Annotated in this window: 17 protein-coding genes; 6 read left to right on the top strand and 11 right to left on the bottom strand. The window is 36.6% G+C overall.

The genetic code is table 11. The features are described from left to right. Positions 1–363 precede the first annotated feature (363 nt). The 8 genes from JHD79_RS20415 to JHD79_RS20450 all read right to left on the bottom strand — a co-directional run bounded on the left by JHD79_RS20415 (position 364) and on the right by JHD79_RS20450 (position 8,626). A complete protein-coding gene (locus JHD79_RS20415) occupies positions 364–573 on the bottom strand; it encodes a GNAT family N-acetyltransferase (protein WP_199121211.1) in 210 nt (69 codons plus the stop codon). Between the two features lie 220 nt (positions 574–793). After that, positions 794–2,599 carry a membrane protein insertase YidC gene (gene yidC / locus JHD79_RS20420; protein WP_199121212.1) on the bottom strand — a complete coding sequence of 602 codons (1,806 nt, stop codon included), beginning with the start codon at positions 2,597–2,599 and terminating at the stop codon, positions 794–796. Positions 2,600–2,619: 20 nt separating this feature from the next. Further along, positions 2,620–4,236 carry a CTP synthase gene (locus tag JHD79_RS20425; RefSeq protein WP_199121213.1) on the bottom strand — a complete coding sequence of 539 codons (1,617 nt, stop codon included), beginning with the start codon at positions 4,234–4,236 and terminating at the stop codon, positions 2,620–2,622. A 236-nt stretch (positions 4,237–4,472) separates the two neighbouring features. Further along, a complete protein-coding gene (locus tag JHD79_RS20430) occupies positions 4,473–5,015 on the bottom strand; it encodes a hypothetical protein (RefSeq protein WP_199121214.1) in 543 nt (180 codons plus the stop codon). Between the two features lie 29 nt (positions 5,016–5,044). Then, positions 5,045–5,791, bottom strand: coding sequence for a 3-deoxy-manno-octulosonate cytidylyltransferase (kdsB, locus tag JHD79_RS20435; protein ID WP_199121215.1), 747 nt, complete (start codon positions 5,789–5,791; stop codon positions 5,045–5,047). A 43-nt stretch (positions 5,792–5,834) separates the two neighbouring features. Beyond that, the gene (locus JHD79_RS20440; RefSeq protein WP_199121216.1) at positions 5,835–6,449 is read right to left on the bottom strand and encodes a deoxynucleoside kinase; all 615 of its coding nucleotides are present in this window, start codon (positions 6,447–6,449) and stop codon (positions 5,835–5,837) included. Between the two features lie 81 nt (positions 6,450–6,530). After that, entirely contained in the window at positions 6,531–7,529 is a 999-nt protein-coding gene (gene trpS, locus JHD79_RS20445) for a tryptophan--tRNA ligase (RefSeq protein ID WP_199121217.1), read from the bottom strand. A 170-nt stretch (positions 7,530–7,699) separates the two neighbouring features. Beyond that, the gene (locus tag JHD79_RS20450; RefSeq protein WP_199121218.1) at positions 7,700–8,626 is read right to left on the bottom strand and encodes a lysophospholipid acyltransferase family protein; all 927 of its coding nucleotides are present in this window, start codon (positions 8,624–8,626) and stop codon (positions 7,700–7,702) included. A gap of 334 nt (positions 8,627–8,960) precedes the next feature. Here JHD79_RS20450 and JHD79_RS20455 point away from each other — a divergent pair, with 334 nt between their 5' ends. The 5 genes from JHD79_RS20455 (at position 8,961) to JHD79_RS20475 (ending at position 11,588) form a co-directional block, all read left to right on the top strand. Then, positions 8,961–9,533 carry a 1-acyl-sn-glycerol-3-phosphate acyltransferase gene (locus JHD79_RS20455; protein WP_255533957.1) on the top strand — a complete coding sequence of 191 codons (573 nt, stop codon included), beginning with the start codon at positions 8,961–8,963 and terminating at the stop codon, positions 9,531–9,533. A gap of 3 nt (positions 9,534–9,536) precedes the next feature. Continuing rightward, the gene (gene gatC / locus JHD79_RS20460) at positions 9,537–9,827 is read left to right on the top strand and encodes an Asp-tRNA(Asn)/Glu-tRNA(Gln) amidotransferase subunit GatC (protein ID WP_199121220.1); all 291 of its coding nucleotides are present in this window, start codon (positions 9,537–9,539) and stop codon (positions 9,825–9,827) included. Positions 9,828–9,878: 51 nt separating this feature from the next. Beyond that, positions 9,879–10,637 (top strand): ABC transporter ATP-binding protein, encoded by a 759-nt coding sequence (locus JHD79_RS20465; protein WP_199121221.1) that lies wholly within the window; start codon positions 9,879–9,881, stop codon positions 10,635–10,637. 95 nt (positions 10,638–10,732) lie between these two features. Continuing rightward, on the top strand, positions 10,733–11,281 hold the full coding sequence (locus JHD79_RS20470; protein ID WP_199121222.1) for a cob(I)yrinic acid a,c-diamide adenosyltransferase: 549 nt from the start codon (positions 10,733–10,735) through the stop codon (positions 11,279–11,281). Positions 11,282–11,366: 85 nt separating this feature from the next. Beyond that, on the top strand, positions 11,367–11,588 hold the full coding sequence (locus JHD79_RS20475) for a DUF2795 domain-containing protein (protein WP_097129232.1): 222 nt from the start codon (positions 11,367–11,369) through the stop codon (positions 11,586–11,588). Between the two features lie 86 nt (positions 11,589–11,674). On the opposite strand, the gene JHD79_RS20480 is transcribed toward JHD79_RS20475, so the two are convergent. Continuing rightward, positions 11,675–14,689 carry a DUF2723 domain-containing protein gene (locus JHD79_RS20480; protein WP_199121223.1) on the bottom strand — a complete coding sequence of 1,005 codons (3,015 nt, stop codon included), beginning with the start codon at positions 14,687–14,689 and terminating at the stop codon, positions 11,675–11,677. A gap of 170 nt (positions 14,690–14,859) precedes the next feature. Here JHD79_RS20480 and JHD79_RS20485 point away from each other — a divergent pair, with 170 nt between their 5' ends. Beyond that, positions 14,860–15,207: a hypothetical protein gene (locus tag JHD79_RS20485; RefSeq protein ID WP_199121224.1), complete on the top strand. Its 348-nt coding sequence runs from the start codon at positions 14,860–14,862 to the stop codon at positions 15,205–15,207. Between the two features lie 80 nt (positions 15,208–15,287). Here the strand turns inward: JHD79_RS20485 and JHD79_RS20490 are convergent, their stop codons facing one another. Both JHD79_RS20490 and JHD79_RS20495 read right to left on the bottom strand, forming a co-directional pair. Then, positions 15,288–16,466: a hypothetical protein gene (locus tag JHD79_RS20490; protein ID WP_199121225.1), complete on the bottom strand. Its 1,179-nt coding sequence runs from the start codon at positions 16,464–16,466 to the stop codon at positions 15,288–15,290. 61 nt (positions 16,467–16,527) lie between these two features. Then, positions 16,528–17,796, bottom strand: a complete 1,269-nt coding sequence (locus JHD79_RS20495; RefSeq protein ID WP_199121226.1) for an aspartate kinase — start codon at positions 17,794–17,796, stop codon at positions 16,528–16,530. Positions 17,797–17,822: the final 26 nt, after the last annotated feature.

Genomic DNA, 17,822 nt, shown 5'->3' on the forward strand with positions numbered 1-17,822 from the left:
CTCTTGAGGGTTGATAATATAACTTGCCCAAAGGCCGTTGTTTGATAATTGTTTACTGCCTACCGACTCCCAAGCATCATAAACACTATGATCTAATGGTTTCTTTTGTGCAAAAACAGCACTCGTTAGCAGTACAAAAAATAGAATAAGTTTCTTTTGCATGTTGTTTTACTGATACAGATTAATTTGGGGTTAATTTAGGTTAAAAATGGTAATAAAGCATCTTTTTAGCAAAATGTCTAGTTAAATTTTACATTGTTTGCTTTGGAAAGAAGGCCCTAAGCTTAGACTTAGAAAGCTGTTGGATGACTAACTGAAGAAATTTTGGGCCATGGTTTGAGAATATTAAAGATCATCACTTGCTTATCTCCGTTCATTTTTTAATAGCGAATAACATTCCGAATCCTCATATTGCCCGTAATAATCTTGCCTCAGAACACCTTCCTTTTTAAATCTAAAATACGATGCCAGTTTTAAAGAAGGAAGGTTTGAACCGGCAATCAATGCTTTGATCCTATGAAGGAATATTTTGGTAAAGCCAAACTCCAAAATAGCTTGTAAAGCTTCTTTCATAAACCACCTTTTGCTTTATTGTATCATTTTTCAGGAAATAAAATAACTCGGCCTAAACGTTCAATACTGAGTGAAAAGTTTTCCAAGCTAACATAAGTGTTTTATGTATATAGGAGTGTTAAGACAAATTAAATATAAAAAACTAACTTAAATAGCTCCATAAAAAAAGCACCATTGCTGGTGCTTCTCAATTATTGTTTTGTTGTGATTTGTTTCTGTATTATTTACCCTTTTTCTGATGAGCTTGGGTTTGTTGTTGATTACGCATGTATTCATCTAAACGGGCCTGAAACTTAGATTTCTTCTTTTCAGTTTTTGGCTTTGTCTTATTATCCTGCAATATAGCATGAATTTTATCATCATTCACCATTTTTCTGATCAAAAATTGCTGTAGGAAAGTGAGCATGTTGGCCAGAAAGTAATAATAGTTCAATCCTGATGGGTAACTATTTAATACACCAAGAAATATAATAGGCATGATATAACCGATATACTTCATCTGTCCTGTTGCGCCAGAAATCTGGTTGTTAAAATAGGTATAGATCAGGGTTGAAATGGTCATCAAGATACACATCAAGCTTAAATGGTCTCCAATAAAAGGAATGGTAAATCCAAATTTGATGAAATCATCATAGGTAGAAAGGTCTTTCATCCATAAAAAGCTTTCTCCTCTTAATTCAAATAAATTGGGGAAGAAGAAGAAGAAGGCCATTACAAATGGCAACTGCAAGAGCATAGGTAAACAGCCACCCAATGGGTTCACACCAACCTGTTTGTACAGTTTCAGGTATTCCTGTTGTAATAGGGTAGGGTTATCTTCACCAACTTTTGCCTTGATTTCATCCATCTCGGGCTTCAAAATTCTCATTTTGGCCATTGATATGTATGATTTATAGGTAAGTGGCGACATGGCCAATTTTAAGAGGATGGTCAATACCAAGATAATTAGACCATAGCCCCAATTAAAGCTTTCCAATAAGTTGAATACAGGTAATACTATAAAACGGTTAATGTATTTTAAAGGCCAATAACCTAGGTCAACCTGTTTTTCCAGTTCATGCCCTTGCGCCTTCAAAGTAGTGAATTTATTGGTGCCAAAGTAGAATTTGAAGGCGTAGTTTTGAGCTGACAATTGATTGAATGGTAATTGCATATTGGCGCCATACCATTTAATTTTTCCAGGTTCTGTAGATACTTTTACCTCTAGATCTCCTTTTTCAAAAGGAACAGTAGGTATTAATACAGCAGAAAAGAAATGTTGTTTGAAAGAGAACCATTCAATTTTTCCTTCGTTGATCTCCTTTTTCTCATCTTTATGCAAATTTAGATGATCAGGATTTTGTGCTACATATTTAAAATATGGACCAGAATGCTCCTGCTCTTTTTTGGCATCTTTTTCTTGTTGTAAAAGAGTGGTTTCCCAGTTTAAACTGATTTGATTACCTTGTATAATCTGATTTAAACCATTTAAGCTAACATTAAAATCTAATTGATAGCCATCAGCCGGTAAATGATAAATGAAATCCACATACTTATCTGCATTATAGTTGGCACGCATGGTTACACCGTTTCCATTTTTGGTGGCCGTGAAATACAGGTTGTTTGTTTGTAGGGGTTTACCATCTACATTGAGATTCAGCCCAAATTTATTTTCATTACCATTGAACAAAATAACAGGCTGTTTGCCATAAGTTTGTTCATTTTTAACCTCAACAGACAAAACCTTACCGCCTAAATTGCTGAGGGTAATTTTAAGGTTTGCATTTTCCAAAATGGTAGTTTGCTCACTACCATTCATATTTGAACCAAATGGACCTTTTAATAGGGCCGTATCTACTGCTTTTGTAGTATTGTTAGTTGTAGCTATTGATTGTGAAGCGGGTTTCACACCTATCCTTTTAAGTGAGTCGGCGGTTTGCTTCGCTCTCTCTTTATTTATCTCGGCTTCGGATGGCTTCATAAAAAAGACACCGCCTGCCAAAATGATCATGATCAGGAACAGACCCGTAAATGTATTTCTATCCATTATGTTGTTTTATACTGCTATTATATTGTTTTCTTTTTAGCATGCTCCATTGCAGCGGCCACAAATTTAATAAAAAGTGGGTGAGGATTAGCAACTGTTGATTTTAATTCTGGGTGAAATTGTCCACCCACGAAAAATGGATGGTTTTTAAGCTCTACAATTTCTACAAGATTGCTTTCAGGATTAACACCAGAAGCGGTCATACCAGCAGCCTCATACTGTGCCAAATATTCATTGTTGAATTCGTAACGATGCCTATGTCTTTCCGTGATATGTTGTTTCCCGTAAGCTTGATAAGCTTTGGTGCCTTTCTTAATATCGCATGGATATGAACCTAAACGCATGGTTCCACCTTTGGTGGTAATGTTTTTTTGTTCTTCCATCATGTTGATTACCGGAAATGCTGCATGCTCATCAATTTCGGTCGTATTAGCATTTTTTAAACCCAATACATTTCTTCCGAACTCAATCACGGCACATTGCATACCTAAACAGATACCGAAGAAAGGTACATTGTTTTCCCTTACATATTTAATGGCATCTATTTTTCCTTCAATACCTCTGCTGCCAAAACCAGGTGCCACTAATACACCATGAAGGTGCCCAAGTTTTTCTTTCACATTGTCAGCATAAATACTTTCCGATGGAATATATTCCACCCTAACCTTACATTCGTTTTTGGCACCAGCGTGTATAAATGCTTCTGTAATCGATTTATAAGCATCTGGTAACTCTACATATTTGCCCACCAATCCAATTTTTACTTCGGCAGTTGGGTTTTTTAAACGCCCTAGGAAATCTTTCCAGCTCTCCATATCTGGTTCGTTTTTAGCAGGCAGTTTTAATTTACTCAATACCGTTTTGTCCAATTGTTCTTTCATCATGAGTAAAGGAACGCTATAGATAGAAGATGCATCTATTGATTCGATAACGGCATTTATATTTACATTACAGAATAAGGCGATCTTTTTACGGATATCAGGGCTGATGTGATGTTCTGTTCTGCAGACCAAGATATCTGGCTGAATACCATATTCCAATAGCGCTTTAACAGAGTGTTGTGTAGGTTTGGTTTTTAACTCGCCGGCCGCAGCAAGGAAAGGAATGAGGGTTAAATGAATAACGATGGCATTATTTGCTCCTTCTTCCCATTTAAACTGGCGAACAGCCTCAATAAATGGAAGAGATTCGATATCTCCTACAGTACCGCCCAGCTCGGTAATAACGATATCGTAATTGCCACTTTCACCAAGTATGCGCATATTGCGCTTAATTTCGTCGGTAATATGGGGCACTACCTGAACGGTTTTGCCCAAATAGTCACCTTGTCTTTCTTTATTAATTACATTTTGATAGATACGACCAGTGGTAATGTTATTGGCTTGTGAAGTTGGCGTATTTAAAAAACGCTCGTAGTGACCTAAGTCTAAATCTGTCTCTGCGCCATCTTCAGTTACAAAGCACTCGCCATGCTCATAGGGGTTTAATGTTCCTGGATCAATATTGATATAAGGATCAAATTTCTGGATGGTTACCCTGTAACCTCTGGCTTGTAAAAGTTTAGCTAAAGATGCGGAGATGATGCCCTTACCTAAAGATGAAGTAACACCGCCCGTAACAAAAATATACTTAGTCATGAATGAATTTTTGGTGCAACAAATACATTTTGTTGCTTTTTGTACGGGATACAAAGGTAAGAAAATAATGCCTTTGTTTTAGTTTAATTGAAAATATATTTTTTGTAAAAGCAACCTGCTGTAACACAAAAACAAAGACCCGATTCTTATATACTTCTACCTTCGTAAGTTGCCGTTAAATTTTAAATAGGGGGGTACTTAGAATGGCTATATTTTCATTTTTAACACAAAATGAGTTAACAGCACTTATAATAGATCTTTACTTTTTGTTCTTTAATAGACCAGGCAATATACACATTGTGGTCTTTGCCCAATCGGTAGTCGAAACCATTTAGGCCGGTCTTTTTTAATTCATTATAAAATGATTGGTCGGGCACATTTTGGTCGGGCTGTTCTTCGGCGGTAACGGCAGGGACCAAGAAATGATGATCCTCAAAAAAATAGGCCAGTTCTTCTTTTAAAAACTTGATCTTATCGCTTTCTTTCTTCATGTCTGCAGTAGCCAAATAGTTCTTAAGCAGTTCATTAGCTTTTATTTCCTCTCGGTAAATCTCTTTGTTGTTAAAGGAATGGATAGTGAAAAGCAGGTGCATGTCTTTGCTATCATTGCCAATTATAGCTATTTTAAAGGTATCTAGCTTTAGTGAGTCGGAAAAGGCGAAGGTCGTTTTTTTCTCGAGGTCACTGCTGCCCGATTTTTCTTTTGTAGAGCTTGAAGGTCTACAAGCATAAAATAAACCAATAATGGCTAATGTTGGAATGATAACTTTCTTCATCATAAGATAATTATAGCTATAATATAAATAAATTATTTTGAAATTTTCTTTAAATCTTCTGGAGTATCTATAGCAATGGTTTCCAATTCTGTTATTTTTGTTTTTACTTTATAACCATTTTCTAGCCAGCGCAACTGCTCTAGGTTTTCGGCCAGTTCTAAAGTAGAAGGCTGAAGTTGGGTGATGGCCAATAATATATCTTTACGATAACCATATATGCCAATATGTTTATAGAACTGGTGTGTATTTAACCAATGCTCTTGCTCAGTGCTTCTAACGTAGGGTATGGTTTGCCTGCTGAAATAGATGGCCTCCTGATGGGCATTAATCACCACCTTTGGAATATTGACGTTAAACAGTTCTTCTTTAGTGTGTATGGCTTTGATTAAGGTGGCCAATTGAACATCGGCATCGGTAAAACAAGAAGTAAGAAGAGCTATTTGCGTGGGGTTAATGTAAGGTTCGTCACCCTGAATGTTGATGATGACATTATAATCTGGCATTTGCGAAGCCACTTCTGCACAACGGTCTGTTCCACTTTGGTGTGTCTTCGCTGTCATGATATAGGAACCTCCAAAGTTAGTGACCTCCTCGGCAATGCGTTCATCGTCTGTTGCTACAACCACTTTTGAAAGGGAAGAAGTTTGAATAGATTGTTCATAAACACGTTGGATCATGGTTTTTCCATAAATATCAACAAGCGGTTTGCCTGGGAAACGTGTGGAGGCATAACGGGCAGGTATAATACCTAAAACGCTATTGGCAGATTCTAATTGCATATGTACCATTTAAATTTTACAACACAGAATGGATAGCGCTTGGCTAAAACAATCCGTTTATTTCAGCTTCTATAGATTGGATCACCGTTCCTAGATCTTCAGGATTATTGGTGAAGTCCAGTTTGTCCTTGTCCAAAATCAACAATTTGCCCAATTTATAGTTCTTGATCCAAGTCTCGTATTTTTCATTCAATTTAGAGAGATAATCTATACGTATACTGGCCTCGTACTCCCTACCACGACGCTGAATATTGTTTACCAATGTAGGTACCGATGCCCTTAAATAGACTAAAAGATCTGGTGGCTTGATAAAAGAGGTAATGTTATCAAAAATGGCCCTATAATTATCATGATCACGTGTTGTCATCAGCCCCATTTCATGCAGGTTGTCTGCAAATATATGTGCATCTTCATAAATAGTGCGATCTTGAATAACATTGCGTTGTTTGTTTTCAATATCTACAATTTGTTGAAAGCGACTGTTTAGAAAATAGATCTGGAGATTAAAGCTCCAACGTTTCATGTCACTGTAGAAATCTTCCAAGTAGGGATTATTATCCACAGCTTCATAAAGTGCTTCCCACCCATAATTTTTGGCCAATAAACTTGTCAAGGTTGTTTTACCGGCACCAATGTTACCCACTATTGCTATATGCATATTCTGTATTGAGTATTGCGTTTTGCGCAGGGCGATTAGCGTATAGAAACGCCAAACGCTTATCGCTTAACACAATGTTAATTAAAAACTTTTTAAACCAATTAATTCACGTACTTCTTTTATTGTTTTTTGGGCACTTTCTCTTGCCTTTTCGGCACCAAGTCTGGCCACTTTTTGCAGGTAGGCAGAGTCTCGGGCAATGTCGTTAATACGCTCCCTTACCGGTGAAGTGGCGATGATCATATCTTCGGCCAGTTGTTTTTTAAAATCACCATAACGAATGGCCATTTTATTATACTGTTCATCAAAATAGGTTAGGGTATCTGCAGGCGAAACAATTTTCATCAGGTCGAAAAGATTTTGGATGGCCTCTGGCTTCTCTTGGTTCTCAGCACTTGGCCCGCTGTCTGTTACGGCTTTTGATACCTTTTTACGAATGATCTCGGGACTGTCTGATAGGTAGATACAATTAGCATCACCCTCTGATTTACCCATTTTTCCTTTACCATCTAAACCTGGTACCTTTACCAATTTTTCAGTATAACTGAATGCGTAAGGTTCTGGAAAATAATCATGATTATATAATCTGTTAAAACGGTTGCCAAAAGTTCGTGCCATTTCTAAATGTTGTTCCTGATCTTTGCCTACAGGCACCTTGGTTGCTTTGTGTATCAATATATCTGAAGCCATTAGAACAGGGTAGGTGAGTAGACCTGCATTTATATTGTCTGGATTGGCACGTACTTTATCCTTAAAGGAAGCACTGCGCTCTAACTCGCCCATATAGGCATTCATGTTCAGGTAAAGGTATAGCTCGATAATTTCGGTTACATCAGATTGAACATAAATAGTACTTTCTTCTGGATTAATGCCACATGCCAAATAGTCAATCAGTACATTTTTTATGTTTCCATGTAAATCTTGGGGTGTGGGGTGTGTAGTGAGGGAATGTAGATCGGCAATGAAGAAATAGCAATTATATTCCTCCTGCATCTTAATGAAGTTTTTGATAGCGCCATAATAGTTTCCCAAATGTAGCTTTCCGGTAGAACGAATTCCACTTACAACTGTTTCTTTCATAAAGGCCGAAATTAAAGAAAAAAGTCAGAAGTGAGAAGTAGGAAATGGTAAACTTATTCGGTTAATGGTAAGGTTGAGGTAAATAAAATTTAAAATGAAAGCATAGGGTTAAAATGGGCACTTAAATGATATATTGCCAATCAGGCGATGTTTTTAATCGTCTTTTTGCACTATGCACTCAAGGGCTCGAGCGATTTATTGGCTACCTGATACTTTTGTTTTTGCAGATCAGGTTTGTTTTTCCAACGGTTATGGCTCCAAAGCCAATATTGTGGAGTTTCTTTAATTGTACGTTCTAAGAAATCAAAATTTAATTGTGTAATTTCAAATTCAGCTGTTTTTGATGGATCCATGCATAATGGAAAAATATCGACTTCATAATAACCTCTTTTAATTACGTTGGCCTTGAAATAATAGATGGGCCTATTGGTTTGTTTGGCAATTTTTTCTATGCCTAATAAAGCTGCAGTAGGTTGGTTTAAAAAAGGAAGGAAATAACTCGAATCGCCACGTGCAGGTGATTGGTCGCTGGCAAAACATAGTAAACTGGGTTCATGTTTATGACTCGCTACCGCCCTAAGGGTTTGACGCATGGCAATAAAAATATTGCCATATTTTGTACGTAAATCATTAAACCAACCCTCAAATACCTTGTTGTTAATAGGTTTGTAGATCACCAAGGTTTTTGCTTCAATATGTAAACCCAGTGCCAAAGTACACAGTTCCCAATTTCCATAATGACCTGTAGAAGCCAGCACGCTTTGTCCGCTTTTTAGGTGGGTATTTATTTGATCTATATTGTTGAATTTTACTCTTTTAAGCGCTTCTGTCTTTGAAATAGTGTTCATTTTTAGTATTTCAAAAACCAGATCGGCCAAATATTTGAAATATTTTTTTTCTATGTCCCTAATTTCTGGAGTAGACTTTTCGGGAAAAGAACAGGTTAAATTATGCCTAACTACTTTTTTTCTATATCCAATTATGTAATAAAGTAGATAATAGAGAAATCTGGCAAAAAACAATAAAACTTGTAGTGGTAAAAGTGATAGCAGGAATAAAAAAAGTACTCCAATGTTGGCAAAGCTTCTCTTAATCATTATGTACAGTTTGTTCCATGCTACAAACATATATTTTCAAATGGAAAATATAGCATGCTGCTATGTTAATTTTAGCTATGCAATAAATCTTTTACCTTATGGTGCTATGATCCACTATTGAGGCGCTATACATTTTTCTAAAAAAGCATTTGGCGTTTGCACTAAAGTTGTATTTTTGGTTTCGATGGTTAAGTTGCTCAAAAGAATACACCTTGTTTATAGTTTGCTGTGTATTTTATTTTTTTTTATTCTTTTTTGGCCTTTCTATTATTGGTTCACACGTCATCCACGATATTACGGTATACTTAATAAGTTTAGAACGGTGCATTCGTTTATGGCTTCTGCCTTGTCAGGGATATTCTTCAAATTTAAATTCGAAACAAAATTGGACAAGAGACAGACTTATATTTTCTGCGCCAATCATACCTCCAATTTAGATATTATCCTTTTTTGCATACTTGCAAGGGGTAGATATCATTTTATGGGCAAAGAAGAGCTGATGAAAAATCCTGTTTTAGGCATATTTTTCAAAACCATTGATATTGCAGTGTCAAGATCGAGCAAGATTTCATCGTTTAGGGCTTTTAAAAAGGCAGGAGATAATTTGCAGGAAGGAATGAGCCTTATTATTTTCCCTGAGGGTAAAATAGACGATACCTATCCGCCAGTTTTACAGGACTTTAAGAATGGACCATTTAGGTTGGCCATAGATAAAAATATACCTATTGTGCCAGTGAGTATTGTTAATGTCTGGAAAATGATGTGGGACGATGGTATAAAATATGGAACCAGGCCCGGCATTGTTGATGTTTATGTGCATGAACCGATTTTAACCAGTATCTTAGCGGTGGAAAACGATGAATTTTTAAAGAACCAAGTCTATCAGAAGATAAACAGTAAATTGTAGGGAATGATTATTGATAAAAATACGGTATACAAAGTTGCCGATCTGGCCAGAATTGAAATTGCAGCTAACGAGGTTGATACGCTGACCAATGAAATGAATAAGATCCTTACCTTTATGGAAAAACTCAATGAGCTGGATACAGAAGGTGTACAACCTTTGGTTTATATGAATGAGGAAGTGAACGTGTGGCGTGAAGATGTGGTAAAACAGGAAATTAGTGTAACTGATGGGCTTAAAAATGCGGCATTACATAATGAACAATTTTTCTTTGTGCCCAAAATTATTGAAAAGTAAGTTTACATGTAACATTGCAGCGCTAAGGTTTGTCTAAAACAGAAAACAATAATGCAAAAAGGACTTATTACCATTAAAGATATTGGCCGTAAATATGTGATCGGTACGGAAGTGATTCATGCACTTAAATCTGTTAGTTTGACCATTAACAAAGGTGAATTTGTAGCTTTGATGGGACCTTCGGGCTCTGGTAAGTCCACATTGATGAATATTTTAGGCTGCTTGGATACACCAACCAAAGGCGATTATATCTTAAATGGCGTTAATGTAAGCCAAATGAGCGACAATGAACTGGCAGAAGTAAGAAACAAGGAAATCGGCTTTGTTTTTCAGACTTTTAATCTTTTACCACGCTCAACTTCATTAGATAATGTAGCCCTGCCTTTGATTTATGCAGGTGCAAGCAAGAAAGAACGTGATGATAGGGCACAAAAGGCTTTAGAAAATGTAGGCTTGGGTAATAGGGTCGGACACAAACCAAATGAGTTGTCTGGTGGACAGCGACAGCGGGTAGCAGTGGCCAGGGCCTTGATCAACAATCCTTCAATCATATTGGCCGATGAGCCCACCGGAAATTTGGATACCAAAACTTCTATAGAAATAATGGGCCTGCTTGAAGAAATTCACAGTAGGGGGAATACTATTATTTTAGTAACCCACGAAGAAGATATTGCCCAACATGCACATCGTATTGTACGGATGCGGGATGGGCTAATAGAAAAAGATTATCTTAACGAAGATATCAAATCGGTATCGCCACGTTTAAAAGCGATAAACGAAAGTGGTAATGATTTTGAAAATATTATTTAGGTTGTAGGTAATAAGTTTTACGCTGTTTGAAGTTTAACTCTTAATTTGCAAATACAGACGTAGAACTGATAACGCAGTACTTAAAACTTTCTAGGATGAAAATATACACCAAAACAGGAGATAAGGGACAAACCTCGCTAATAGGCGGTACAAGAGTTCCCAAAAATCATATCCGTATAGAAAGTTACGGTACTGTAGATGAACTTAACTCTTATGTTGGCCTGATCGGCTGTCAAGAAATAGATAAGTACCATCAGGCTGTCTTGAAGGAAATACAAGATAGGTTATTTACAATAGGTGCTTCTTTGGCCGCCGATCCCGAAAAATCAAAAATGAAGATTCCTGATCTGTTGGATGCAGATATTACTTTGCTGGAAATGGAGATAGACAAAATGAATGAAGTTTTGCCCCCTCTGAAACATTTTATCTTACCTGGCGGAAATAATGTTGTTTCTTATTGTCACTTAGCAAGATGTGTTTGCAGAAGGGCCGAAAGGCTTACCGTAGCATTGGCCGAAAGTAGTTTTGTTGACAGTAAAGTTACAGTCTATTTGAATAGATTAAGCGATTATTTGTTCATTTTAGGGCGTAAATTAAGCTATGATGCAAAGGTAGAAGAAAGCATTTGGATACCCCGAGTGTAAATAGTTGAAAAAAATATTTGTATTGCTCATTTTTTTTCACATACTTTTGCGAAAATAGAATTTGAAGAATTAATAATTAATAGATATGTATTGGACCCTAGAATTAGCATCGCATTTGGAAGACGCTCCATGGCCTGCAACAAAAGATGAATTAATTGATTATGCAATTCGTTCTGGAGCGCCTGTAGAGGTAATAGAAAACTTACAAGCCTTAGAAGACGATGGTGAACCTTATGAGACCATTGAAGAAATTTGGCCTGATTACCCTACAAAGGATGATTTCTTCTTCAACGAAGATGAATATTGATCAGAAAATACGAAAGCCTTAGGAAACTCCTAAGGTTTTTTTTATAATGAAGTTCATATAAGTAATTTAGGATTTCCCTTTATTTACTATGATCCTAGGCTAAGGGCGAACTTTGCTTCAAACTCTTTTAATTTCTGCTGAATAGTATTTTCTGTTTTTTTATCCTTATAATTATTGCTAATTGCCCCTATGGCCTGCAATACATATATTCCTCTTCTAATATCATCCATAAAGGTTTGTTGTTGGCTGGGGTTTAGGGAAAGAATATATTCAAACTCCTGTGATATGTATTGTTGTGTGGCATGGGCAACTTCATTTGCGGTACTTCTGTAGCCAATGGCATAAAGATTTTGGACTAATGACACCTTATTCAACGTGTCTGAGATGGATGAATTTTTTAAGGGTAATTTTTTAAGACTTTTATCTAATACCTTTTTGGCCATTTGAAATTGGTCAGCTTGAATGAGGTTGGTACTCAAAATATTGGCAAGTGCCCAGGTACCTTGTAAAACCCTTCTGCTTTCTGGATCCAAATATTTGGCATTTTTGAAACCATCAAGTTCAAAATTCTGGTAGTGTTTGTAAGCCAATTCATTAGATGTTTGGTTGTTTTTGTCAAAATGGGAGTCGGTGTTAGGTTGGAGTGGGAGTAATCTATAGGCAAAACCTTCCTGATATAAATATTTATCCAAGCCAAGATAGGTATCTTCAGAAACCGAGGTGGCAAAATAAATGGGTCTTTTCCAATGATTATTAACTATGATATCGAACATGGCCAAATCACCTTTAAATACATGGTTTTTATTGTACTTCCACTCTATTTTTTCTGCAATATTGTTTTTCTGCGAAGCGGGTAGGGTTTGGGTGGAAATAACTTCGGCCGGATTTATAGAAAGTTTTAGGTTTTTAGTCGGCAGAAAATTTTCGAAACTGCCATCGTTCATTTGAATTTTGTCTTCCTTGTTGTCTGAGGTGAGCACAGCTAATAGGTCACCCAGTTCAACGCTATCGGTAAGGCCGTAATCAATATAGGAAAGGTAATCTCTTACACCTTCCTTGTACTTTTCTTTGGCTAAGGTAATGGGCAAAGGAGCCGATTGGTATTGTTGCTTTTTCATTTGGTCAATATAGGCTGCTGTAGATAGAAACTGTAGGTTTACTACCCTAACATCGGTACGAATACCCTCAACTTCTTGTGCATACCAAAGCGGATAGGTATCGTTATCGGCGTTGGTGAACAAAATGGCATTGGGCTCACAGCTATTCAGATAGTTTTTTGCCATATCCAAAGCGGTAGTTTTAGCCGTTCTATCGTGGTCGTCCCAACCTTGTATGGCCATGAGGGTAGGTACACCCAACAAACAAATGGTAGCGGCCACATAAATACTTGTTTTTTCATTCGTTATTTTATTTAAATAAGACTTCAGTGCCATTACGCCCAATCCAATGAATATGGCAAATGCATAGAAAGAGCCTACGTAGGCATAGTCTCTTTCGCGAACTTGTAAAGGATCTTGATTGATATATAAAATGATGGCAATACCCGTGCAAAAGAAAAGTGTACCTAAGACCGAGATCAATTTTTTATCTTTTCTATATAGATAAATTAAACCTAAAATCCCTAGAACAAGGGGCAGTCCGTAAAAAATATTGTGGCCTTTATTAGTGGTAATGCTTAGCGGCAACTGATCTTGATTGCCCAAGCGCAGGGCGTCAATGGATTTGATGCCTGTAAGCCAATTGCCCTGATGGATAGCACCTTGACCTTGTTCATCATTTTGCCTGCCTACAAAATTCCATAAAAAATATCGCCAGTACATAAAACCTAATTGGTAGGTATTAAAGAAGCTTAGATTTTGTCCAAAACTCGGGGTTTCATCGGCACCTAATCCCATCCAGTTTTGGTAGAATTTTATATGGGCGGGTTTACTGCTGAACATTCGTGGAAATAAGGTATTCTTATCGTAAACATATTTAAAGCTCTTACCGCTTACTTCATAACGATCATTTTCTTTTCTATAGTTAGTACCGGTTTCTTTTAAACTGACAGGATTTGAATTATAAAATTGACCGTATAAGAGCGGCTTGTCTTCATATTGTGTTCTGCCTAGATAATCGTACAATGATAAGGGAGTATCTGGATTGGAAAGATTGATATTGGTTTTTGAGTTGGCCCTGATGATGATCATAAAATAAGAGCTAAAGCCAAATAAGACCAATGAAAGACATAACAACCCCAAATTCAAGTGGTAACGCTTCTTTTGAATGCTATAGTAAATGCCGTAAACTAATGCCCCAATTAAAACGATTAAAAAGAATAGTGCACCTGTACCAAAGCCCATACCTAAAGTATTTACAAATAGCAGGTCCGTTTTGGCTGCTGATAGCACTACGTATTGAATGACACCAAATTGAACTAAGCCCAATAAGGTGCAGCCTATTAAGAAGGCCTTAATGGTACCCCATAAGGTTGTTTTGGAGCTCTTTCTGAAATAATACACCAAACTAATGGTAGGAATGACCAATAAACTTAAAAGATGCATACCAATGGAAAGGCCTATGATGAATGAAATGAATAATAGCCAACGGTCATTCAGCTGATTTTCCCATTTTAGAATAGCCCAGAAAACGATGGCAGTACACAAGGTGGAAATGGCATAAACTTCAGCTTCTACAGCAGAGAACCAAAAGGTATCTGAAAAGGTGTAGGCCAGGGCACCTACCGTACCCGAAGCAATAACGGTGAGCATATTTAGCGTAGAAATTTGCTCGATCGGTTTTTTTATCAATTTAAGGGCAATGGCATTGATGCTCCAGAAGAGAAACATAATGGTTGCCGCACTGGAAACTACAGAAACAAAATTTACCCAATAAGCTACTTTGCCTAATTGATTCCCTGCCAACAAAGAAAATAATTTACCGATCATTAAAAACAGGGGAGCGCCTGGCTGGTGCCCTACTTCCATCTTGAAAGCGGCTGCTATGAATTCGCCACAATCCCAAAAACTAAGGGTGGGCTCCATACAACGCCAATAGATGAAGGTTGCAAAAGCGAAAATGACAAAACCAGCAATATTGTTGGTAAGATGGTATTTCTTCATGAGTTTATAGTTTTAGGTTCACTCAAAATTACCTGATGATCTAATGGTAAACTGTTAAAGTTTTGTTAAATAGTGTTAAAATAATTTATTTTGCAAAGTGGGATTATGTACTTAGAAATTTTGTTTCGTATTTTTAATTGATTTTTTTAATAAGGAATAAATAAAGTGTTATGAAAAGTATATTTTTAAGCATTTTTTTTTGTTGTAGTTTACTTACGGGTTATAGTGAAAAAGCCCCATTTGTTGGAAAATGGAGAAATGTTTCCAAAACTTCTACCATACAAGAAGTCGTATTTTTTCCCGATAATAATGTAAAACTTTCTAGCAACACACACGCTTTTCTACAGCGTTATTCTTTAAGCCCTAATAAAGATAATAAAGAAGAATTTAATGGTGTTTTTAGGATGATAAATGTGGGCAAAATTGTAAAGGAAAGTAAGGTTAGCCTAAAATTCCTAGAAAGCGATTTAATGGAGCTTAATTTAAACGAAAAAAGGCTTATTCTAAAAAGGGATTAGACAAGCTAATGATTTAGTTAGATGTGCCTAATTGTGGTTGTCTATTAAGAATATTTCGGAAACAGTATTGGCTAGAAAATTTAATAATACTGTAGAATTTCTGCCTTAATGACAATGTACCCACTGTAAATTTGAGTAAAAATTAGAAAGTCACTTTTTGAAGGGTTAATTTTATATTTCTTTGTCAAGCTTTCTGCTTTGTCGGGGAAATTTCTAACAATTACATTACCTTTTAAGTGTTTTTCTTTTTTCAATTCATTCAAATCCATAACAGACATTATTTTAAATATCCGTCCCATAAATTTGTATTTGACCTGGTCGGCAAAATAGAGATGACTCTGCGCCGAAATTTTGTGTAGGTCAAACATTTGCGCAATCCAATCAAAAGCACCACTTTTCATTAAAGCAACATCCGGTTCGTATAAATATCCTTCAGGAGTGATTTTAGCAGGGGTAACCTTGATTTTTATGGCCGAAAGCGAAAAACTCAATAACTTGGTTTGACCATTGATGGTTACACAGGCTATATGGGGAACACCCACAAAATCCTTTTCGATTATCCAGAGTAGCTCCTTACATTCATTTTTGATACTAACGATATAGATTTCCGACACGTTCCTTAGTTCCTGTAAACCTGCCTGTATATCTAATAAAGGAGAGGTCTTAATGATGATCTTTTCCGATTTATCCAATAATAGATCTAAATGTTCGATGATATTTGGAGTGCAATCAGCTAGCTTAAATACTTTACCACTGTTATTTCTACGAGCGGGGTCTACATAAATCGTATCAAATTTTAATTCGGATGTTTTTAGAAAGGCCAAACCATCTGTGGCTATACAGGTAATATTATTAGCACCTAAAACCTTTGCATTATGTGCTGATATGGTAGACAATTCCAGATTGATTTCGCAGGCGTAGACTTCTTTCACTTTTTGGGCAAAAAAATAGCTGTCTACACCAAAGCCCGCGGTGATATCTATTAAAGTTTCCCCTTGGATTAAAGTTTGTTTAAAACGAGCGGCATCTTCTGAAGAGGTTTGCTCTATGGACAAGGCAGATGGATAGTAAACCAGTGCTTGGTTAAACCATGTGGGAAGTTTTTTCTCCGATTTTTTTTTGGCGGTAATCTGATTGGCCAATTCTGCTGAACTTACCTTTGTAAAAGGAGATTTGGCCAATGCAATTTTACTTGCATCGCTGCTAAGATGCACATCAATGTATGCCTGAACTTCTTTTTCTAATATGTTACTGTTCATATTTAGTCGTAAGTATTGAGAATATCACAAAACCATTAATCAGTTCAAATAATTTCAGCAATTAGGCAATCCTATCCTTCATCACCATTTGACAAGTATTTCTGCTTTTTACTTCCAATAATACTTTTTTGTCTACGGTAACCCTATCTATCGTTTGTTGATTATAATAGCGAATGGTAACCAATTCTAGATTTTTGTTATACTTTACCTTATAGTCTTCAGAGAGATCGCTGATGAGTTGCTCTATTTTAACCTCGTCGTCATCAATACTTACCGAAAAGCTTATGGCAGAATTGAGCATGGTATTTACCTTAACCTTGTTCTTATGGAAAATGGCAAAAATATGGCTCAAATTTTCTTCAATGATAAAGGAAAAATCCTTGGGAAAAATTGAGAGCAATACCTGGTCTACCTTGAAAATGAAAGAGGGGACGGGAAGAGTGGTGGCTGAACTGCTAATTTCTGTTCCTTTTTCTAAAGGATTAAGGAAAGAACGTACATATAAGGGAATGCTTTTGTTCTGAATAGGCTTAATGGTTTTTGGATGGATAACGGTTGCGCCATAATACGTAAGCTCAATAGCATCATGGTAAGAAAGTTGAGGGATTTTTTCTGTTTCATCGAACCATTTTGGATCTGCATTTAATACACCTGGCACATCTTTCCATATCGTCATAGATTCTGCATCTAATGCCGAACAGAATATGGCTGCAGAATAATCGGAACCTTCGCGACCTAAGGTACTGGTAAAATTTTCACTGGTGGCCCCAATGAAGCCCTGTGTAAGCACAATACCTTGAGCAAGGTAAGCAGATAGGTGTTTTTGAATTTCTTGCGTAGTCTTGTCCCATTCCACATTCGCTTCACGATAATTGTTATCTGTTTTGATATAGTTGCGGGCATCTTGCCAAATGGTGAAACAGCCAATCTGGTTAAGATACGCTGCCAAAATTTTGGAAGAAACCAATTCTCCAATAGAAACAATCTGGTCATAAAGATAGTCAGAACTGTCTTCGGCCTCTTCTTCCAAAAGCCATTCTACCTCTACAAAGGTATTGGCAATGTCGTTGTATATGGGATTTTTATGATCGGTAAAGAGTTCATTGATAATGCCATAATGAAACGCTTTGACCTCCTCGAGCAGGTGGTACTTTTTATCGTCTCCATGAACATGGGCCCATGTTAATTCCTGAAGCTTATCGGTTGTTTTACCTATTGCCGATACAACGACTAATAGGTTTTGGGTGCCATAGGATTGTATAATGTTAGCAACGTTTTTTATGCCTGCCGTATCTTTTATGGAGGCACCTCCAAACTTATATATCTGCATTTATTCTGTAGTAGTTAAGATCGTAT

Origin of the sequence: Pedobacter sp. ASV28, from assembly GCF_016428855.1 — a bacterium.
In the GTDB taxonomy this organism is placed as follows: domain Bacteria; phylum Bacteroidota; class Bacteroidia; order Sphingobacteriales; family Sphingobacteriaceae; genus Pedobacter.